General features: G+C 39.4%; 15 protein-coding genes. 9 read left to right on the top strand and 6 right to left on the bottom strand.

The features are described 5' to 3' along the window. Nucleotides 1–38: 38 nt before the first annotated feature. From M472_RS34480 to M472_RS34495, 4 genes are all read left to right on the top strand, one after another. A complete protein-coding gene (locus tag M472_RS34480) occupies nt 39–3,635 on the top strand; it encodes a SusC/RagA family TonB-linked outer membrane protein (RefSeq protein ID WP_022829350.1) in 3,597 nt (1,198 codons plus the stop codon). A gap of 12 nt (nt 3,636–3,647) precedes the next feature. Next, complete coding sequence (locus tag M472_RS34485; RefSeq protein ID WP_021070494.1) at nt 3,648–5,186, top strand: RagB/SusD family nutrient uptake outer membrane protein; 1,539 nt, start codon at nt 3,648–3,650, stop codon at nt 5,184–5,186. 36 nt (nt 5,187–5,222) lie between these two features. Continuing rightward, complete coding sequence (locus tag M472_RS34490; protein ID WP_021070495.1) at nt 5,223–6,344, top strand: AhpC/TSA family protein; 1,122 nt, start codon at nt 5,223–5,225, stop codon at nt 6,342–6,344. 321 nt (nt 6,345–6,665) lie between these two features. Then, nucleotides 6,666–7,001, top strand: a complete 336-nt coding sequence (locus tag M472_RS34495; protein WP_021070496.1) for a DUF1016 N-terminal domain-containing protein — start codon at nt 6,666–6,668, stop codon at nt 6,999–7,001. A 111-nt stretch (nt 7,002–7,112) separates the two neighbouring features. Here M472_RS34495 and M472_RS34500 read toward each other — a convergent pair whose 3' ends face one another. Next, entirely contained in the window at nt 7,113–7,649 is a 537-nt protein-coding gene (locus M472_RS34500) for a GNAT family N-acetyltransferase (RefSeq protein WP_021070497.1), read from the bottom strand. Beyond that, nucleotides 7,649–8,260, bottom strand: coding sequence for an FMN-binding negative transcriptional regulator (locus M472_RS34505; RefSeq protein ID WP_021070498.1), 612 nt, complete (start codon nt 8,258–8,260; stop codon nt 7,649–7,651). Before M472_RS34505 ends, M472_RS34500 begins: the two co-directional genes overlap by 1 nt. Nucleotides 8,261–8,331: 71 nt before the next feature. Here M472_RS34505 and M472_RS34510 point away from each other — a divergent pair, with 71 nt between their 5' ends. The 5 genes from M472_RS34510 (at nt 8,332) to M472_RS34530 (ending at nt 12,107) form a co-directional block, all read left to right on the top strand. Then, nucleotides 8,332–9,810 carry an aminotransferase-like domain-containing protein gene (locus tag M472_RS34510; RefSeq protein ID WP_021070499.1) on the top strand — a complete coding sequence of 493 codons (1,479 nt, stop codon included), beginning with the start codon at nt 8,332–8,334 and terminating at the stop codon, nt 9,808–9,810. Nucleotides 9,811–10,173: 363 nt separating this feature from the next. After that, a complete protein-coding gene (locus tag M472_RS34515; protein ID WP_021070500.1) occupies nt 10,174–10,599 on the top strand; it encodes a MarR family winged helix-turn-helix transcriptional regulator in 426 nt (141 codons plus the stop codon). After that, nucleotides 10,596–11,021 carry an organic hydroperoxide resistance protein gene (locus tag M472_RS34520; protein ID WP_021070501.1) on the top strand — a complete coding sequence of 142 codons (426 nt, stop codon included), beginning with the start codon at nt 10,596–10,598 and terminating at the stop codon, nt 11,019–11,021. The genes M472_RS34515 and M472_RS34520 overlap by 4 nt, the downstream gene beginning before the upstream one ends. A gap of 13 nt (nt 11,022–11,034) precedes the next feature. Beyond that, the gene (locus tag M472_RS34525; RefSeq protein ID WP_021070502.1) at nt 11,035–11,409 is read left to right on the top strand and encodes a DUF1304 domain-containing protein; all 375 of its coding nucleotides are present in this window, start codon (nt 11,035–11,037) and stop codon (nt 11,407–11,409) included. A gap of 62 nt (nt 11,410–11,471) precedes the next feature. Next, nucleotides 11,472–12,107: a nitroreductase family protein gene (locus M472_RS34530; protein WP_021070503.1), complete on the top strand. Its 636-nt coding sequence runs from the start codon at nt 11,472–11,474 to the stop codon at nt 12,105–12,107. A 145-nt stretch (nt 12,108–12,252) separates the two neighbouring features. Here the strand turns inward: M472_RS34530 and M472_RS44545 are convergent, their stop codons facing one another. The 4 genes from M472_RS44545 to M472_RS34550 are packed head-to-tail and all read right to left on the bottom strand — an operon-like array spanning nt 12,253 to nt 17,382. After that, nucleotides 12,253–13,749: a TlpA family protein disulfide reductase gene (locus tag M472_RS44545; RefSeq protein WP_021070504.1), complete on the bottom strand. Its 1,497-nt coding sequence runs from the start codon at nt 13,747–13,749 to the stop codon at nt 12,253–12,255. A 35-nt stretch (nt 13,750–13,784) separates the two neighbouring features. Beyond that, nucleotides 13,785–15,233: a PKD-like family lipoprotein gene (locus M472_RS34540; RefSeq protein WP_021070505.1), complete on the bottom strand. Its 1,449-nt coding sequence runs from the start codon at nt 15,231–15,233 to the stop codon at nt 13,785–13,787. Nucleotides 15,234–15,242: 9 nt separating this feature from the next. Continuing rightward, nucleotides 15,243–15,947, bottom strand: a complete 705-nt coding sequence (locus M472_RS34545) for a DUF4843 domain-containing protein (RefSeq protein WP_081643171.1) — start codon at nt 15,945–15,947, stop codon at nt 15,243–15,245. 4 nt (nt 15,948–15,951) lie between these two features. Further along, a complete protein-coding gene (locus M472_RS34550; RefSeq protein WP_021070507.1) occupies nt 15,952–17,382 on the bottom strand; it encodes a RagB/SusD family nutrient uptake outer membrane protein in 1,431 nt (476 codons plus the stop codon). Nucleotides 17,383–17,391: the final 9 nt, after the last annotated feature.

Here is a 17,391-nt window from a genome sequence, read left to right on the forward strand (position 1 = left end):
GAGAACTAATACTCAACTAACCAAACAATTCAAAATTAATGAAAATTAATGAAACATCTGGAGTGCACGTCCGTGTAGGAATACTCCAAAAAACACTACTGATTATGAAGTTAACCACATTCATAATGTTTTTTTCTCTGGTGCAGGTAAGTGCTGTCACTAATGCCCAGATTACCATAAAGGGGAAGAATATATCACTCCAACAGGTATTGGATAAAATAAGTGCACAAAGTGGCTACGATTTTATTTACCTCGATAAAGATATCAATCACCTTAAACTAATTGATGTCGATTTTAAAAATGCCAGTATCACGAATGTCTTGGAGACCTGCCTTAAGAACCAACCTTTATTCTATGCCATAAATGATAAGACGGTCCTGATACGTAAAAAAGATGAGATTCCTAAAAATGCATCAGCTATTGCCGCTGTGGATATAAGGGGAATCGTAACGGATGAAAAGGGAACTCCTCTAGTAGGGGTAACCATACGTGTCAAAAATTCGAATGTCGCAGCACAGACCAGTACGACAGGAGAATTTGTACTAACTGGCATTGACGAAGGAGTCGTCTTGCAGCTTTCTTTTCTAGGGTATAAAAAGAGAGAAATAACCGTAGGTAAGGCACATACACTGTCTATAAAAATGGAACCTATTACCTCCGAACTGGAAGAAGTGTCCGTGGTCAATACCGGCTATCAAACGATATCCAAAGAAAGAGCCACGGGGTCTTTCAACACCATAAGCCAGGAACAACTGGAAAAACCCTCGACAAGCATTGCGCAACGCCTTATCGGTACTACGGCAGGGATGCAAGCTACACTGGATGCTGATGGCAATCCTAGATTTGAAATCCGGGGACAGACGGCATTGAATATCCGCGATCCTTTTGGGATCCGTAATCAAAATGCAGCACCTCTGGTCGTTGTGGATGGATTTCCGATACAAGGCGATTTTAGCACGATTAACCCCAATGATGTGGAGAGTGTGACCGTCCTAAAGGACGCAGCAGCAGCTTCCATATGGGGTGCTAAATCTGCGAATGGTGTAATCGTCGTGGTCACGAAAAAAGGAAAGAAAGGTATGCCATTAGCTGTGAACTTCTCCGCTTTCACCCGGGTCTCTAAAAAATTAGATCTGGATTATGTGAATCCGTTAGCCTCTTCATCCGAAACGATCGACTATGAGATGAAATCTTTTGGTAACTGGGGAGCACTGATAAACGGTGGTATGTTCCCAAATGACGTATACAAAGCTTGGTCTCCGGGGATGATAGCCATGAGTGAACATAATTTAGGCTATATTACATTGGCGGAGCGCGATGCACTTTTATCCTCCTACAAAACACTGAGCAACAAAAAACAGATTCGTGATGAGTTACTAACAAATCCTACAGTACAACAGTATTCTTTGGATTTATCAGGTTCGACTGAAAAAATGAGTAATCGCATCTCTCTGCTTTTTGAGGACACGAAAACTAACTTTAGACGATCCGACAATAAAAAATATACAGTCAACTATAATACCTCTGCCGATGTTTTTAAATGGCTGCAAATCAATTTTGGAGGATTGGTCAATTATAACAAGGTAAACCGGAGTGGTGTCAATTATAATGTAAATCCTTATGGATCGCCAAACCCTTTAGCAGATATAGCGAACATCGCTCCCTATGAAATGCTTCGGAATGAAGATGGTTCGTTAAATAATATCTCTAGATATTACGACCCTATTCTCGACCGCTTTGTGCCTACGGACTTATTCCCTTACAAGGACTGGTCATACAATCCCATCCAAGAAATCGAAAACAGAGAATATACAAGTGAACAACTGAATACACGTTTACAAACAGGATTGAACTTTAAAATAATCAAAGGACTTTCTTTTGACACGAAGTTTCAATATGAACTTTTTAATACAACAAATAGAAACTTTAATAATGAAAAAACATTTTATGCACGAAATAATGTCAATACCGCTACTAGTTGGGACAGAGCTACAGACCGAATCACACTAAATCTGCCCAAGGGTGGTATTTTGGATCAAAACAAAAGTAGAACTGAATCTTATGTATTCAGAAATCAACTTAATTTTGAGAGACAGCTTAACGGGGACCATGAAATCAGTTTTATTGCCGGAACTGAAATAAACCACCTCGTTTCGGAAACCAATAGTGCACCTACTTCTTATGGGTACAATGAAGAAACCTTGAGTGTTGGTATATTTCCTAATGGGCCTGGTACCCCGACTGCACCTGTACGCGATTGGACCGGCTATAACCAATCTTTTAATTATGTAAATAATTTCTCGTATATAACGGATCGATATTTCTCCTTATTCGCGAATGCAGCATATACTTATAAATCAAAGTATACGCTATCGGGAAGCATGCGTACGGATGCTTCAAATCTGATCACAGACGACCCTTCATATCGTTATGCGCCCTTTTGGTCACTGGGAGGTAGCTGGCGTGTGAATAAAGAGGATTTTATGCAACAGGTGGATTGGATAGATCATCTTGCTTTACGTGCCACATATGGCTATAACGGCAATGTCGATAGATCCACTTCTTTTCGCCCCTTAATCGCCATTGAATCTTCACCAAATCTGTATACCGGAGATTATAGAGCTTCTATTTCAAGTTTTGGAAACCCTACCCTACGCTGGGAGAAAACAGGAACTTGGAATATAGGTATCGATTACAGCTTATTCCAGGGTGCACTATACGGTAAAGTCGATCTTTACAACAAGTCAGGCAAAGATCTTATAGCAACCCTATCCATCCCTGCAGTGAATGGAACTATGCGTCAGAACCTAAACAATGCCGCCATGACAAACAAAGGGATCGAAGTGGAGCTTGGAACAGTACAACGGATCAATGGCAACGATATTGTGTGGAGAGGAAATGCTAACTTTTCATATAATAGAAACAAAATCACCCAATTATTCGTAGCGAATTATAATGCTGCAGCCCTTGCAGGGGGTGGATCTATTGCTTATGTAGAGGGTCAAGATGCAAATACCTTGTGGACATACGAATACACAGGAGTAAAAAATAATCAACCAACCATAGCTGGACCAAATGGTACATTTTACGATTTCTCGGCGTCAACTCCTGGGGATGGAACAACATACTTGTTGAATATGGGGACTAAAGTCGCACCATATACCTTTGGGTTTACCAACTCGCTTAAAGTTTACGATTTTAATCTGTCCTTCATCGTTACCGGAAAGTTTGGACACAAGTTTAAAAGAAAGGGCTTTAATTATCCAGCAGTACTCAACGGACGTGTATTACCAAATAAAAAAATTGGTGAGGTCGTAAACGGTGATCCTATGGATATAATACCACTTCCACTGAATCAAATCGAGCCACGATATTATTTTTGGGATCGATTCCACCCCTACATGAATTATCTTGTTGAAGATGCTTCGCATATCCGTATGCAGGAAATCAACTTAAGTTATAACCTACCCATAAACTTAAGTTCAAAAATTAACATGAGGCGTGTCCAAGTATTCGCACAGGGGAATGATCTATTTACCATTGTGGCTAATAACGCGGGCGAGGACCCTGAATATCCTTTAGGCACATTGAAACCGCAACCTCGTATTTCTTTTGGTATCAAGTGTGAACTCTAAAAAAATAATATCATGAAAAAAAAACATATACATCGCTATAGCATATTGATTTTAGTCGTCGTATCATTTATGCTGCCATCATGTGACCGCTTCTTAGAAGAGCCACCTTCTAAGACTTCCGCACTTGTGGTAAAAACCACCGCGCAGCTGAATGCATTGCTGGATAATCACTCTACTTTTTACCGAGAGGAAAATCGCGCCCAGACCTTTGGTACGGACGACTGGGGACTGACTATCGACCTCTATAATGGTGGCCCCGCAATTCTCTCAAATATTGCTAGCATACAATTTGCAACCTGGGATACCCAATTTCTCCTTAACGATCAACGCGATAACCTGTGGACGGAGGAATATAAAAAAATATTCACCGCAAATATGGTGCTCAACAATCTGGGCAATGTCAGTGGAACCGAACAGGATAAGGCGATTATTAAAGCCGATGCTCATTTCGCCCGTGCCTATAGCTATTGGATATTGGCCAACACCTATTGCCTACCCTACACGGAAGCAAATAAAAATGAATTAGGTCTTCCCATAAAGACCAGTACCAGTTTCGAAGAGCCCATAGAAAGACAATCCTTGGAAAAAGTGTATCAGCTCATCGAATCTGACTTATTGGAAGCGTTGAAGACGCCTGTTTCTTTAACCCAATCCGGGAGAGCTAGACACTGGCGGGCAAGTAAAGAAGGCGTGAATGCTTTCGCCGCTCGGTATTATCTGCACAAAAACGAATATGAAAAAACCATTGCGCATGCGAATGCGGTATTGCAGGACTACAGTACCCTGGTAGACTACAATACAGAAATGCGCTATGGCATAGACGGAACCGTAGGTATTAATGCAGGGACGCCGCAAGCGGAAACAGTAACCCTGAAATACCCTTACACGCACGACAATCAAAGCGACCAAACCGACATAATCGGATGGAAGGAATTTCTATATTTTCGGATGTTGAGTGTCGGTACTTGGTGGTATATACCAAGCCAAGAGCTGTTGGGGCTTTATGACAAAACAAATGACTTACGTTATCAATACCACATGGTGGAGAACTACTCTTATGATCGAGGGATGGTCAAACCCGCTTACAGTTATCCGGGCTATGTGTTTTTCTTTAAAGAATGGATTCCTTCAGGCCCAACTGTAGCCGAGGTGTTACTCATGAAAGCCGAATCCCAGGCGCGTACCGCTGATTATATGGGAGCAATCAATACGTTGAATACCTTGAGAGCCAAACGTATGAAGCCTGGAACTTGGGTCAATCTGACAGCGACCTCTAAAGATGATGCTATAAAAAAGATACTGGAAGAAAGAAGAAGAGAAATGCCTTTTGTACAACGCTGGTTCGACATCCGGAGGTATAATAACAATGAGGATCCTAATGATGATGTTGTTTTAACACGAGATTTCTATCCCTACAGTGGTACAAATGTACTCTTTAACGAATCTGTCAAAACGTATTCCTTACCCAAAAATTCGAGGCGGTATGCGAGTCCAATACCTGTAACAGAGATTATATCGAGTAATGGTGCTATCGTACAGAACACGTATTAACATACATCTAAACTTCAAATGAGTAAAATAAGAAAAATGAGAACACTTTTAAATATTGGATTATGCTTGCTTCTAGCATCTACAAGTAGTAAGTCACAAGCGCAAAAACCTAAGGAATTAAATTATCTAATCAATGGAGAAATAAAAGGGCTGAATAATAGCAAGGTCATCATTATCGTCTACAAAGAGGATAGTGCAAAAATTGACACTATAACAACCACCAGTATGGGAGATAAATTTCAGTTGAAAGGCTTTATAGATAAGTCGTACTTTGTACATCTACATTTAGGCGAAATAAACCCTCGTAAAAATTCTTATTTTTATTTGGAACCTGGACAAATCAAAATCACAGGACATGTAGATCTTCCCGATCAAATCAAAATATCGGGAACAGAAACAAATGAAGCCTACACGAAAAGTCAAGAGTTTTTAGTCCCGTTGTATATGCGGAGATCTGCACTGATGCAACAGATAAGAAATCTGGAAGAAGGCACAGCTGAGTACAACAATATTGATGCACTTATTAAAGCTAAAAGTGACTCAGTCAACAATTTTAAAATTGACTTCATGAAAAATAATCCTAATTCAGACATCACGCTAGGTTATCTTTATGTTCTTCAGAATAATCTTCCAATAGGTCTCACGGACAGCTTATATACAAATCTTTCGGACAAGCTGAAACAATCTCGCCAAGGAAAATATATAGCGGATAAATTAGCTGCAAGTAAAACTGTGGCTGTAGGTCAAATGGCTCCAGATTTTACTTCGTCCGATACGACGGGAGCACCAATAAAGCTGAGCGACTTCAAGGGAAAATATGTCCTGTTAGAGTTCTGGGCGCACTGGTGTGTACCGTGTAGAGCCCAGCACCCACATATGAAAGCGACGTACGAAAAGTTCAAAGACAAAGGATTTACGATATTGCAATATTCGATCGATGTCAAAAAAGACGAGAAAAAATGGAAAGAGGCTATTGTTAAAGATGGTCTTTCGTGGCCACAAGCTTCGGATCTCGCTAACGGCAAAGCTCCAGTAGCTGAACTATATGGCGTACAACCTATACCGGATAGTTTTCTGATCGCGCCGGACGGCACCATTCTCGGAAGGCGTTTAAGTCATAAGGCGTTGGAAGAAATGTTAGAAAAAGCTTTAAATTAATCAAAAAAGAAAGAGGCTGATTGCACAGCCTCTTTTTGAAATTCCCCACTCATGCCAATAGATGCAAAACTCTGATTCGTAGACTCCGTACCCTTACTATTTAGACTCTATGAAGCAAAACCATGGTCGCCAGTAATAAGCGGGAATAAGAGGTAATAAAAACATCTAATTTTATGGGGCAGTCGATTCTTTTAAATTTGCAAACAGGACAACCTAATTTTTAACATTAGCGCTTTTCGAAACCGTAGTCGTAGACATCATCCTAGCCGAAGAAGAGACCAAGGCAGCCAGTAATAAAAGAAAGAAGGGGTAATAGAAACTATGGAATTCGACAAACTAGTTAATAGCATACAAGCTACACACCAGGAACTACAGCTTTCCACTGTAAAAGCAGTAAACCAATCGCTCACTCTGCATAACTGGTTGATCGGGCTATACATTGTCGAATTCGAGCAGAATGGGGAAGACCGGGCTAAGTATGGTGAAAGTCTATTGGCTGAACTCTCCGCATCAATTAAAATAAAAGGCCTTTCCATAACAAATCTAAAGCTCTGCAGACAGTTTTATGTGACATACCCACACCTATTATCTACTGTTAAAAAAATGCTGGCAAACAGTGGGGGCAAAAGGAATCCGAATTGGTCAGTCGCTGACTGACCAATTACAAAACGCTGATAATCTACAAAATACAACTCACCAATCGTCAACTGATGAATTCACAACAGCTTTACCAAACACCAACAAAAAGAATATTTTCACGATAGATCCTTATATTGTTATATCTGATTTTAAACTTTTTTTCATCATTATATCTATCTGTTCATCATCCCCTAGTCTGAAAATATGCCTATCAAATGCTACAAAGCCATTTTTTTGATAAAATCGTATCGCTCTAGGATTTTCTTCCCAAACCCCTAGCCAAACATAGTGTACATTTTCCCGTTGTGCAACCTGCATCACCATATCATAAAGTACCTGCCCCACTTTCTTGCCGTGATATGCTTGCAACACATAAATCCTTTCGATTTCAAGTGCTTTATTGTCCTTCAATTCTGTCTGGGATTGTCCAAAGTTCAGCTTCAGGTAGCCGATAACTTCATCATCGAGTAAAGCAAAATAAAATTCGGAATTTGCATCGCTAAGTTCTTTAATCAATTTTTCTTTAGCAAAACCTTCATCAAGATATTTGATCATATTTTCTTCTGTATTACCTGATGAAAATGTTTCATAAAAAGTCTGTCGTCCAATTTTTTGGAGCAGTTCTATATCGCTTATCCCTACTTTTTCAATTTTTATACTTTTCATTATTTCTCTATATTTTTTATAAAACCTGCTAGTTCATTCTCAACTGTATCATCACTATTTTCAAGATGATCTACTATGCGCTGTTTTTCAATTTCGGTTTTATTCTGGCTCAATTTTTTTTGTCCCTGTAGGTCGGTGACATCCAGCTCAAACGCTACAATACCTCGCATCATCCCTTCCTTAAACTTATCGGAAATGTCCCGCCATTGTTGCATATAACTTTTTTCATAAAACTGTATCATCTGCTCCAATGCGATCAGCTTTGCAGTTTCATCCGTAATAATCTTTGCTGTTCCATAGGCATGTACCGAAATGTAATCCCAGGTAGGTACGCTTTCCTTTTTATCATAATGGGTAGGCGAAATATAGGCATGAGGCTCACTGAATATGATTAAAGAAAGTCTATTTTCTATATATCTGGTCTGCTCATTGGCAACAGCAAAATGAGAAACTAACTTTAGTTTATCCGAACTGTCATCTATAAAAAATGGCAGTTGGGTTGCAATGGGAACGCCTTCTTTCACTGTGATAATGGTGCCAAAGCTATAACGCTTCATAAAGGCAACTTTATCTATTTCATTCTCGAATCTAAAATGACTGGGTATATACATAACAATTATTTATATATTCATTACAAATTTATCCTCAAATTGGCGTATACTTATAGTCCAATTCAAACAAAATGAATAGTCCAATATTAAATAATTTATTTAGCCGTATCCAACTCAATCCGCGAGATGGAAGAGCAATCTACCTTCAGCTGTCTGATGGGGTTCGGACTTTGATTAAAAACGGACAACTCTCGGCGGGTCAGAAATTACCATCAACAAGGGATATTGCTAAACTTATGGAAATTAATAGAATTACTGTGGGTAAGGCATTTGAAGATCTGCAAATGCAGGGATGGTTGGAAAGCTATGTAGGCCGTGGCACTTTTGTCACATTACATATTCCTGACCTTGAACCAAAAAAGCTTCAAAATCAAGTTGTTGATAAAGCACAAAAAGTTGCGGGATTTGCCGTCCATGAAAATCAGTATCGACATAACCCCTATTTTATATCTACTGCGGCGCTTCACCTGGATGACGGTTATCCCGATCCCAAATTAGCCCCACTAAAAGAGTTATACAGAGCATATCGTAACCAGCTTACCAGAAGTGGACTATACCGGAAATTCGGGAGCTACGGCTTTCCTGATGGGCCCGAAATTTACAAAGAAACAATTTCCCGTTATCTGAATGAAACAAGAGGCTTAAGAACTACGCAAAAGAATATATTATCTGTCCGGGGAACATTGATGGGGATTAATCTTGTCTGCACTGCGCTCCTAAAACCGGGGGACATAGTCGTGTCAGGTATTCCGGGCTGGCAGCGTGCTGAACATAACTTTTTACATGCTAAAGCAAAGCATATCGGTATTCCTGTAGATGAGCATGGTTTGGTAGTCGATGAATTAAAGAAGATATGCAAACGGACAAAAGTGCGAATGGTATATGTCACACCTCATCATCACTACCCTACAACGGTTTCGCTCCGTATCGATAGAAGATTGGAATTATTAAGATTGGCTAATGAATATGGATTTATCATTTTTGAAGATGACTACGATTTTGATTTCCATTATAACCACCGCCCTCTACAGCCTCTTGCCAGTGCAGATGAAAATGGAATGGTCATTTATTGTGGCTCTTTCAGCAAAAGTTTTTCACCTGCGGTACGTATGGGATATTTAGTAGCATCAGAAAATGTCATTGAACACCTGACTAATGTACGTGTACTACTTGACAGACAGGGCGATCACATTTTGGATAATGCAATGGCAGATATTATAAATGATGGCACGATACAACGCTATATTAGAAAAACATTGGCTATATATGGACAAAGACGTGATTTCTTTTGTGATTTGTTAGCTAATGAATTGAATGGTGCCGTAGACTTCACTGTACCAGATGGAGGTATGACGGTATGGACTGAATTCGATAAATCTATCAATCTCGAAGAATTAGCAAGGCTAGCGTATGATAAAGGACTCTATATATCCAATGGTAAAATACACCAATACCCATCCTTCAACAAGAATGCCATTAGGTTGGGGTTTGCTTCGTCCAGCATTGAAGATTTGACTAAGAGCATACATATTTTAAAGGACATTATATAACATTATTAAGACGTCAGAATAGGATGAAGAGCTAGTTCTAGACCTAGAACTGCAATAAATATAAAAAAGCAAATACGGAAAGTTTTTACACTAATGCGCTTGCTTAACATGACAAGTATAAATCCCAAGACTACAGGAACTCCTTGCTTGAAAAATATTGTCCGCATACATTACCTTCTTTGTTCATTGTATTATATGATCAAGAACTCCCTAATTGTCCACATCATAAAATAGAAACCAGTTATAAAGAGGGATTTCCGCTAAGAGTTTGGAAGAGCTTTCTAAAAACAATATTTGAATGACAAAACTATATTGTGTAAAATATAATTTCACGATACCTTTGTATTAGATAAAGATATAATCATGAAAGATGAGTTGAAACTGGCAAATCAAGTTTGCTTTCCAATATATGTACTTGCAAAGGAAATGGTAAACCACTACCGTCCATTATTGGAAAAACTTGACCTTACCTATCCGCAATACCTTGTAATGCTGGTGCTGTGGGAAGAACGAAAACAGACGGTAGGAGAACTCGGAGAAAAATTACAATTAGATAATGGAACGCTTACTCCCCTACTCAAAAGACTAGAACAAAAGGGCTATGTATCTCGAATAAGAAGTGATAAAGATGAAAGAATCGTAAACATCACATGTACGGATTTGGGAATATCTATACAGGAGAAGGCTTGTGGTATACGTGAACAGTTGCTTTCTTCTATGGAAATTGCAACGGCAGATATACTTGCATTAAAAGAAATTGTAAACAGAATATTAAATAAAAAATCATGAGAACATTATACACAACAACTGTGACTGCCACAGGAGGAAGAAACGGGCATGTAAGAAGCGAAAATGGTATACTAGACCTTGAAGTACGTATGCCTAAGTCGTTAGGTGGAGCTAACGATAATTACAGTAATCCTGAAATGTTATTTGCAGCTGGCTATTCGGCATGCTTTGATAGCGCACTGAGCCGCGTTATAAAACTTGCTAATGTACAGACCGGGGAAACGACTGTAACGGCCTCCGTAAGCATTGGACAGATAGAAAATGGAGGTTTTGCTCTTGCTGTACAGCTTCATGCTAATATACCTAATGTATCTTTAGAGGTTGCAAAATCATTGGTTGATAAAGCCCATCAGGTATGCCCTTACTCAAATGCTACCCGGGGTAATATAGCAGTCGTACTAACCGTATCGAACAATAACTAAACGAGAACCTATAATGGAAACAATAGTTTTGATATTGACCGGGATTGTCGCGCTGGAGCATATCTACATCATGTGGATAGAGATGTTTGTCTGGGAGACTACAGGTAAAAAGATTTTCGGAGGTTCTCTCGCTGATGATCTTTTTATCCCAACAAAAAAGCTTGCTGCGAACCAAGGGTTATATAATGGCTTTTTGGCAGCAGGATTAATTTGGTCTCTGCTCATCCAAGATCCAATCTGGTCTTTCAACATTGGGGTGTTTTTTCTAAGTTGCGTCATTATAGCTGCACTCTACGGCACGCTGACCTCTTCTAGAAGTATCTTGTTAAAACAAGGTAGCCCAGCAATATTGGCTCTGATTTTTGTCCTGTTATCTAGATATATGTAACATCCCAGGGGCTGGTATTAGGGTATCAATTACGATTAAAAATAATTTTAAAATATAATATAATGGCATTATTAGATGATTTGAGATGGAGGCATGCTGTAAAAGCGTACGATCGCTCAAAAAAAGTAAGTAGGGAAGATATAGAGAAGATTGTAGAGGCGGCCCGGCTTGCACCAACGTCATCCGGATTACAACCCTTTAGTTTAATCTTGGTGGAAAATCAAGACCTTAAAGATAAAATGGCTTCTGGAGCTTTAAATCCGGATTGTATGCGCGATGCCTCGCACATTTTGATACTAGCGGCGTGGGATAAATATACCGCTGAACGTATCGACGAAGTATATGACTATACTACTGACGAGCGCGAACTGCCTCGTGGCCGGTTTGCATCGTATACAGATAAATTGAAATCAATATATCTGGATCAATCTCCCACAGATAACTTTGCGCATACCGCTCGTCAGACATATATCGCACTCGGATTAGCTTTAGCACAGGCAGCTGAATTGAAAATAGACAGTACGCCTGCTGAAGGATTTGACAATAAAGTGGTTGATGAGGTATTAGGTTTATCAGAAAAAGGCCTAAAGAGCGTTTCTTTGATTTATCTAGGTTATGCGGATGAAAACAGGGATTGGATTCGTAACATGAAAAAGGTTAGAAGGCCTAAGGAAGATTTTTTAATAGAGTACAATTAATATCCAACAATATTGTGGGTAACATAACTCATTCTAAATTCTGAGGTATTATGTTTTCATTGTAACTATACCTCTCCGCCAAAACAAAGGAGGCGCAATTAAATCAACTGCGCCTCCTTTATCATAGCTACCTCTTTATTGCTAATTAACTTTTCTTAGCATATTCAATCATTGCAGCCAACTCGCTGACGGCCTTTTCTTCATCGGCCGAAAACCCCGATGTATTGAACCTTATCTGTCCATGGGGATCAATAATTATCTTGGTTGGAATACCTTTTACACCATAGGCTTTTGCTACAGCAGATTCTGTCGTAGCTGGATCACGAAGATCCATCAATACTTCAAAGCTGTAGTTATTGTCGATCACATATTTTTTTGCCCCCACGGTAGGGTCACCTGAACCTTTTTCCCAGGTATGCAAAAACAAGAAACGAACATCTACATCATCTTTGTATTTGTTTACTGCCTTTTGCATGGCAGGAAAAGAAGCCTTGCAAGGACCGCACCATGTAGCCCAGAAGTCCAATACAACGACTTTACCTTTTAAATCTGCCAACTTTACGATATTACCGTCAACATCCCTAAGTTGGAAATCAGGAGCTTTTTGAGAAATAGCTCTTTTCATAAGTTCTTTACTCTCATAAGTCTGCTTCGCATCAGTCAATGAACCGAGATAAGTATCAATCCCTTCTGTAGATCCGTTCTTAGCTATGTACCCTTTTCTCAAATGCTCTTCTATTCCCCTTCCTGATGTTGCTTTAATGTATGCCTCTTCAAGCAAAGGTAATGCATCCCCGTACCTTTCATTGGCTAATAGTGCATTCAGATAAGCACTCTCAAGACTTAGAAAGATACTATTCTCTTTATTCTCCTGTGTTAACATCTCATGCCTCACAGCTGCCACAATCTGTAGAGCCTCTTCTTTTCTTCCTGTAGACAGTAATGCTTCCACATAATTGGCAAGCATTACATAATAAGTCTGCTCGCCTCTAGCCCGGCGTTGCTGGCGGATATCTTCAGTAGCACCTTCTTCAGGCTTAGAAAGCGAAATACGATAATAGTCCAATCCATCAGCAAACAGAGGAACTGCTGCTTCGGGTTTGGAATGCATTAATGAGGGCGCTAACCCCGCCATTATACTTCTTTTATCAATTTTATTCCCATACTGATCTGTAACCTTACTGCCGTAAAAATCTGCATATGCATTCATTTTTGGGAGATTTCCCTCTGCGGCATAAGCCATAGCCATGCTGTAAGCATCAAAACCGACCGGTGCATCTGGATTATCTCTCAGCAAAGATTGAAATTTCGCGTCCTTGTCCGCAAGATCCGTTATCTGTCGAATCATCTCTATCTTCGACTGTAGAGCCAGTTGACCATTGGGAAATACTTTAACGATCTGTTCATTGAGTAGGTTGACTTTCTCTTCATTCCCTATTTTGCTGTAGTAAGCATAGGCTAGCATTTTATCCTCTTCAGTCTTACTTTTCTCCAATTTTTTCAATGAGGATAAAACTGCCTTTTCATCTTTCGTTTCCAAGAGTACAGTGAGGCGCGAACGTCTATCAGTCTCATTTCTTTCTTGTGCTTCCGCTATTAACAGTAGGACTAATAAGCCAATTGTAAGTGTTATTCTTTTCATTGATGTATATCTGATGAATTACTATCTTCTTTTTATTAGGAAGGATTTCTATAACTGATATTCGTTATCTGACCAAAACCATTAAATATTTTTTCCTTCCGTGTATTGTCTGTATTTCCAAAATCATCGAGATACAGATATACGACCCTTCCTTGAGTCCCATTATTTACGGCAACCGCGAGCATATAATCGGCGTCATCTCCATCCCGGAGCATCTGCACATCTACAATATCTCCGGCATCTTTGAGCGTGTAAATATGTTCCACTGCGCCATTTGCACCCGAAATTTTATAAATTTTATTTTTCGAACTGTAATATGCCCGAGCTGAATTGGTTGCACCGGCGAATGCCGTCATTTGCTCAATCTCCTCAGCATTCTTCAAACTATAAAATTCTCCCTGTCCAATATTTGTATAAAACTTGTAGAGATATACATAGTAGGCATTGCCTTCATCTCTCATCAATCCTATAAAATCATGAGCTCCCCATGGACCTCCAATAGTATAATCCGCAGCGACCATAGTCTTTCCAACGGCATCAAGTTTGTACATACCTGCCTGAGAAGTGGGGTACGTCAATTCACGTGTATTATAGGATGCAGATACAAATCGCTTATGCTTATTATCGTAGAAATAAGCAAAGGAAAAATTATCCCTAAATACATAAGGGAATAATTCGTAATCTCCTTCGAAACGATCTGAAAATTTCCCAAAATTGGTATTACCGGCAAAACCAGGACCATTTGCTGCATATAAATTACCATTATGTACAAGATATTGATCCATGTTATAATAATTGGTTCCATAACCAGGTTTGGATAGAAATTGTTTCTGATCGTAAAAGTATTCATTGTTTTCTGAGATCTGCAACATTGTCTCAGGATCAAAAACACGGAGTCCATCTACCGTAAAATAGAGTAGTTGTTTAAAACCGGATCCAAATATATCCAATATCACTCCCGACTTCACATAGGTTAACTTACTGTTATAGGATGTTTGATTAATTTCATCCAGAGGCTGTAAGAATACCCTATCATCCATAGTCCGTATAAACGATAGCTGCCCTTTACTCCCTATGTTATTTCCCACGAGCCAGCCTTCAGGAAATGCCCCGGTAACCCGTAAACTATATAAAGGACTGATTGACTTCACGCCTGTAGCAACATCTTTTACCGAAAAAACAAAACCATAGTTGCTTCCAGATGGAAAATCTATACTGACATGCAGATCCTTTGCTGTGGATAATATGGTTTCCTTTCCGTTGTCGAATAGTTTCCATTCGTATTCATACTGCTTATCCACTTCTAAACCGTTTACATCAGGTGAGATTGTTAGGGTATCTTTTTGTGCAATGGTGAATGAATTATTAGGTAATGCACCGATTCCTATTTCGGGTATAGGTTTATAGGAAATCTTCTCATCCTCTTTACACCCTGTAATGACCATCACCCATAAGAAAAACAATATATTTAAATTCCGTTTCATAATTTTCGATTAAAAAGTCACTCTTTGATTATTTTCGTCATATAGGGGGCCATTTTTAGCTTCATAGTCGACCAGCGCCGTTCGGAGTCGCAATCTTAGATTGAGGCGTTCTGCTGTTGACAGAGCGGCAAAATCAAACTCTGCTCCATAAACAGAAAGCATAAATTGAAATTTCGCTACAGAAAAAGCTCCTACATAGTTTTCCAATGCCGACCAATATCCTGGTTTAGACAGATAATCATTGAAATGTATAGTATAGGTCTCTATGCTATACGTTTTTCCTATTTCCTGCCCCAATGCTCCTCTCTCAAAATAAGAGTTTGGCTTAACCGATAATTTAATAGTTTTGGTAGTCGATTTCAGGCTTTCATTTCTCAATAGCACTACCGGGTAGCGTGCGGTGTCGCTCCCTGCTTTGAAAACAAACTCAGGCAAGACAAAATCTTTTCCGAGAAGAGCAGTCGTCCCCTCTACTGCCTTCATCTCAACGATTCTATCTTCTGCACTCCGTTTTCCTTGAACCCTGATTGTCACCCAAATCGTATCTTTAGTGACCGCAGGCAAATAATAAGCAAATGAAAAACTCGTACTATCGGCTTCATATTGGCCTTTATAAATACTCATTGCATCATTGCTCTGGAAAAACATGATCTCATCTTGCTTGCATCCCAACAGTGAGATCAGACAGACAAATAGTATACAATATCTTCTCATTTTCTTAATAATTAGGGTTAAATTCTAATTCATCCTGTGGCACCGGTAGCACATAAAATTTGGGGTCAAACACGAGGTTGGCAGGAGTAAAAGGAACCGTGTTCCGGTTTAAACGCTTATAGTAAAAGAACAGTTGTCCTTCAGCATACATCTCTTTTTGATATTCCTTTGTTATCTCATTCTGAATAAAATTCCGGTCTAAATTATTAGCATTCGAAGGTAATGCTAATACTGTCCTTGCCAACCTCACTGTATTCAATACATCCAGAGCCTCCTGTGCTGTAGGAGCAGTTTCTGCAATAATATACCTCATCTCACTCATGCGTACCACAGGCACGGTTTGATCTAGACGCAGACTGTCTATAGTTGTTGTGGATGTTTGCCAGAATTTGGACGGAAATTTAAACCCTTGATTATCTTCAAACAGATTTCGATAACGAATATCATCTTGTCCTACAGTATTATATTCATATATATTACGTAAATCGGCATCTGGCCTTGTCAACCGATAATCGATACTTGCCCGGAAAGTAAAATACTGATCTTCGGCCCAGGTTTTTAACTCTCGATTCCGTATAGCAAATATCAGCTCCTGTCTAAACAATCGGTCTTTGGTACCTGCAGCAGCAGCTACGCTGCTCTTGCTTACAAAAGGAAACTTTCCGGAGTCTACGACTTCCTTAGCAGCTTTGTAGGCATCGGATGTATTCCCTGCATAAAGATAAATTCTTGCCTGTATACCTTTTACAGCGTAATAATTCATCTTATACCTTCGATCCAATGTATTGTTTATTATAGGGTCTGATTTGATCAATAAACTTTCGGCCTTATTAAGATCTTCTAAGGCAAAGGTCAATACCTGTTCTACTGTCGAGGGCTTGACAGAATAATGATCAACGGCAGTTTTATAGGGAATAGCAGTTGTATTTGCTCCCTGAGAATAAGAAGGTGCAAACATACGCAATAATTCAAAGTGTAAAAATGCCCTAAGCGCAAAAGCCTCACCTAAAACCTGCTGATAAACCTCTTCTGTCAGTATCCTTTTATTTAAGTCTGCAAACTTGATGATGTTATTTGCAGCCGCAATACCATTATATCCTGCACTCCAGATCTGCTTGGTATAAGCCAAAACCTGTTCTGAGCTATAATCATAATTGCGTGTAGGGACAAAAAGAGGTGTCGTACCCGTCCCCGATGTATTGTAATTCTGTGCTAATGCTGAAACAAACCCCATGGAAAGATTATCTCCATAAAGTGCTCTGCTAGCAATTGTGGAATATACTCCGGTCAATGCCTGCCTAAATCCGGTCTCAGAAGAAAACATTTCTTCTTCAGGGATACTGGACTTTGGAGCTACGTCCAAGTACTTATTACAACCTGACAATGCCAATACCGAAATGGCAACGTATACTATTGATGTAAATTTATATTTCATTACTCTTCC

This window comes from Sphingobacterium paucimobilis HER1398 (genome assembly GCF_000416985.1).
Lineage (GTDB): Bacteria > Bacteroidota > Bacteroidia > Sphingobacteriales > Sphingobacteriaceae > Sphingobacterium > Sphingobacterium paucimobilis.

What these genes read in the sequence shown, in the direction of transcription:
- M472_RS34480 (WP_022829350.1), top strand. Translation starts at nt 39, where the DNA reads ATGAAAATTAATGAAACATCTGGAGTGCACGTCCGTGTAGGAATACTC.
- M472_RS44545 (WP_021070504.1), bottom strand. Translation starts at nt 13,749, where the DNA reads ATGAAAAGAATAACACTTACAATTGGCTTATTAGTCCTACTGTTAATA.
- M472_RS34545 (WP_081643171.1), bottom strand. Translation starts at nt 15,947, where the DNA reads ATGAGAAGATATTGTATACTATTTGTCTGTCTGATCTCACTGTTGGGA.
- M472_RS34530 (WP_021070503.1), top strand. Translation starts at nt 11,472, where the DNA reads ATGGCATTATTAGATGATTTGAGATGGAGGCATGCTGTAAAAGCGTAC.
- M472_RS34495 (WP_021070496.1), top strand. Translation starts at nt 6,666, where the DNA reads ATGGAATTCGACAAACTAGTTAATAGCATACAAGCTACACACCAGGAA.
- M472_RS34485 (WP_021070494.1), top strand. Translation starts at nt 3,648, where the DNA reads ATGAAAAAAAAACATATACATCGCTATAGCATATTGATTTTAGTCGTC.
- M472_RS34510 (WP_021070499.1), top strand. Translation starts at nt 8,332, where the DNA reads ATGAATAGTCCAATATTAAATAATTTATTTAGCCGTATCCAACTCAAT.
- M472_RS34540 (WP_021070505.1), bottom strand. Translation starts at nt 15,233, where the DNA reads ATGAAACGGAATTTAAATATATTGTTTTTCTTATGGGTGATGGTCATT.
- M472_RS34490 (WP_021070495.1), top strand. Translation starts at nt 5,223, where the DNA reads ATGAGAACACTTTTAAATATTGGATTATGCTTGCTTCTAGCATCTACA.
- M472_RS34515 (WP_021070500.1), top strand. Translation starts at nt 10,174, where the DNA reads ATGAAAGATGAGTTGAAACTGGCAAATCAAGTTTGCTTTCCAATATAT.
- M472_RS34525 (WP_021070502.1), top strand. Translation starts at nt 11,035, where the DNA reads ATGGAAACAATAGTTTTGATATTGACCGGGATTGTCGCGCTGGAGCAT.
- M472_RS34505 (WP_021070498.1), bottom strand. Translation starts at nt 8,260, where the DNA reads ATGTATATACCCAGTCATTTTAGATTCGAGAATGAAATAGATAAAGTT.
- M472_RS34550 (WP_021070507.1), bottom strand. Translation starts at nt 17,382, where the DNA reads ATGAAATATAAATTTACATCAATAGTATACGTTGCCATTTCGGTATTG.
- M472_RS34500 (WP_021070497.1), bottom strand. Translation starts at nt 7,649, where the DNA reads ATGAAAAGTATAAAAATTGAAAAAGTAGGGATAAGCGATATAGAACTG.
- M472_RS34520 (WP_021070501.1), top strand. Translation starts at nt 10,596, where the DNA reads ATGAGAACATTATACACAACAACTGTGACTGCCACAGGAGGAAGAAAC.